This is a genomic window from Geobacillus sp. FJAT-46040 (assembly GCF_002335725.1).
GTDB classification, from domain to species: Bacteria; Bacillota; Bacilli; order Bacillales; family Anoxybacillaceae; genus Geobacillus; species Geobacillus thermoleovorans.
The window spans coordinates 3,320,480-3,323,095 of sequence record NZ_NISS01000001.1; the positions used below are offsets into that span (position 1 = coordinate 3,320,480).

Below are 2,616 nucleotides of genomic sequence, written 5' to 3' on the forward strand. Positions count from 1 at the left end.
GTGATGGACCAAACGATCCACCAGCGCTGCCGTCAGGCGGTTGTCCCCAAACACTCGATTCCACTGTCCAAACTCTAAATTCGATGTCACGATGACACTTTTTCGTTCATAACAATCGGCAATGATGTGAAACAGCAGTTCCGATCCCTGCTTTTGAAAAGGTACATAGCCGAGTTCGTCCAAAATCAACAGCTCGCATGTGTCGATTTGCCGTTTGAGCCGTCCGAGGGTACCGTCTTTTAACGCCTCTTCGAGCTGGGCGACAAGATCGGCGACACGGAAAAACCGAACTTCATGGCCCCGTTCACACGCTTTTAATCCTAATGCGGTGGCGAGATGGGTTTTTCCTGTTCCCGGCGAACCTAAAAGCAGGACGTTCTGTTTTTGCTCCAAAAAGCGAAGGTCGCAAAGTTCTTCCTTCGAGGTCGTGGTCGGCCAATGAATCTGATCCGACCATTCGTAATCTTTGAGCCATTTCAACTCCCGGAACTTCGCCTTCTTGATCAATCGAGCCTGTTTTGCTTTCTGACGGAACGACAGCTCCAACGCCAACACATCACGCAAAAACTGTTCCTTGGTCTCGTAGGCCACCTCCTCGAATCGATCCGCGATGTACGCCAAATGCAGGGCTTTACAAATCTCTTTTAAATCCATCTTCATGCCCGGCTTCCCCCTTCCCTTGACGGACAAAGACGTTGATCATACACATGTAAATCGGTTTCATAGTCGACTAAAACGGAAGGGGTATAGGCTTCTTCCCATTTCGCGGGATACTCCGAACGCTTCGCCTCCATCAACACCCCGATCTCATGGGGCGTCAAATCCCACCGTTGATACTTGTCAAGCCACTGGGCGATCTCATAGACGGTGTACCGCTCCAGCAGCTTCTGCACTCCTCGAATGCGTGATGCCGTCTGTTTCGGTTGTTCCATGAAGTATTTCCTAATGGCCTCCGGCAAGTAAACTCGAAACCGCGAATACTCCACCACCCGGGGCTTTTGCGCCCATTCCGCCAAAATGTCCTTCCAAGGGAGCTCCCGTTGCTTTTTCGTGTACGGCCTTGGCGCTTCCAGGTACACCTCCCCTTCCTGGGACAAAACCATGAAACGATCCCATTCCTTTTTGACAAGGACACGGTTGGGAACCGGGATCCCATGAACCACAAACGCCTCCCCATCCACCGTTACTTCCCCGTATTTATTGACATTAGCGTGGTGGAAGGAGAAGATCGGGAGATCTCTCTCCGGCAGGACAAGCAACTCCTTTTGTTCTTCCTGCCATAATTCCTCAATGGTTCTCCCTTTTTCATAGTGGGGGCGGGCTCGATCTTCGATCATCTTGCGATGCAGCCACTCCGCCAGTTCTTCATCCCCCTCGATCAACGGAGCAGGGACAAAGCAGTGTTGACGAGTATAGTAAACTTTCCGTTCGACATTCCCTTTTTCGTGTCCGCTATACGGATTGCACGCCTGTACGTCAAACCCATAATGAAGCCGGAATCGCTCAAATGCTTCAGTATATTGACGTTCGCCTCCTTTTCGAATCGAAACCACCGCCGCCGCCAAATTGTCGATGCGCAGTTTTCTCGGGACGCCTCCGTCCTGTCGAAAGAGCTGAGTGAGTCCGTGAAGAAAACATTCGCTGTTTTCCGCCGGCAATGGATACACATACGCGGCGTTGCTGTACGGAAAGCTCAAAATCAGAATTGATCGGTCTTCCTCTTTTCCTTCCTTCGTCACAACGGACATGGTGCCGAAATCCACCTGCGCTTCCCCCGGAGGGTGTTCCAGCCTCTCGTAACGCCGTTCCTTCTCCAGCTTAAGCTGAGGTCTTCGTTTTTGAACGTAGGCGCAAACCGTTCGATAAGACCCTTTAAAGCCATGTTCCTGCTTTAATTGTTCGTACATCTTCTTGCTTGTCCGCTGTTGTTTTCTTGGCAGTTTGGCGTCCTCCTCCAGCCAGTCATCAATGATTTGACCGTATCCTTCTTCCTCCATCATTCCCCGTTTTCTCTTTATTTTTTGTCTGACCGAAATGTCTCCATCCGCATATTTCTTGACTGTTCTCCAGTTAAATCCCGTCCTGCGGACAATTTCGGAAAGCGATAACCCTTTCTTTTCACGCAAATGTTTGATATGATGAATTTCAGGCATTGCTAGCATCCTTTCTTTACCTCCACTGTTTTGTTCTTCACAACCTTAACAGTAGAGGGAATTTTAGGAGCTGGCAAGCCTTTTTTTATGCCATGAAGCTCTGCACTTTTTTGTTGCAGAACTCTGTACTTTCATTTTGCACTAAACACCGTCATCTCGATCGCCTGTATGAGGCTGGCATTCACAACGTCATCAGCACTTGCTTGATTCATATTTATCGCAAAGAAGGCCTTTCCCTCCGAGCCTTCCACGCCGATACGACGGACAAGACCGTTTACGGCGCGTATGAATCGGCCTCATTAGAGGCTTTGCAGATCACACATGGCTATAACCGCCATCATCGTTGGCAAAAACAGATCGGCTTCGGACTGGTCGGCAACGAGGACGGCATCCCGTTTTACGGCGATGTGCACGACGGCAACCTGCCTGACAAAACGTGGAATCCGGAGGTGCTGTCCCGTGT

The 2,616-nt window shown here is 50.1% G+C and carries 2 protein-coding genes and 1 pseudogene; 1 reads left to right on the top strand and 2 read right to left on the bottom strand.

Annotated elements, in window-relative coordinates; genetic code table 11:
* Positions 1-660, bottom strand: a 660-nt coding sequence (gene istB, locus CD000_RS17695) for an IS21-like element helper ATPase IstB (protein ID WP_096226319.1), incomplete at its 3' end; no start/stop codon positions are given.
* Positions 657-2,162 (bottom strand): IS21 family transposase, encoded by a 1,506-nt coding sequence (gene istA, locus CD000_RS17700; protein WP_096226195.1) that lies wholly within the window; start codon positions 2,160-2,162, stop codon positions 657-659. The genes istA and istB, both read right to left, overlap by 4 nt.
* Positions 2,163-2,302: 140 nt before the next feature.
* Here istA and CD000_RS17705 point away from each other — a divergent pair.
* Positions 2,303-2,616, top strand: a pseudogene (locus tag CD000_RS17705) (IS1634 family transposase); the annotation flags it as partial.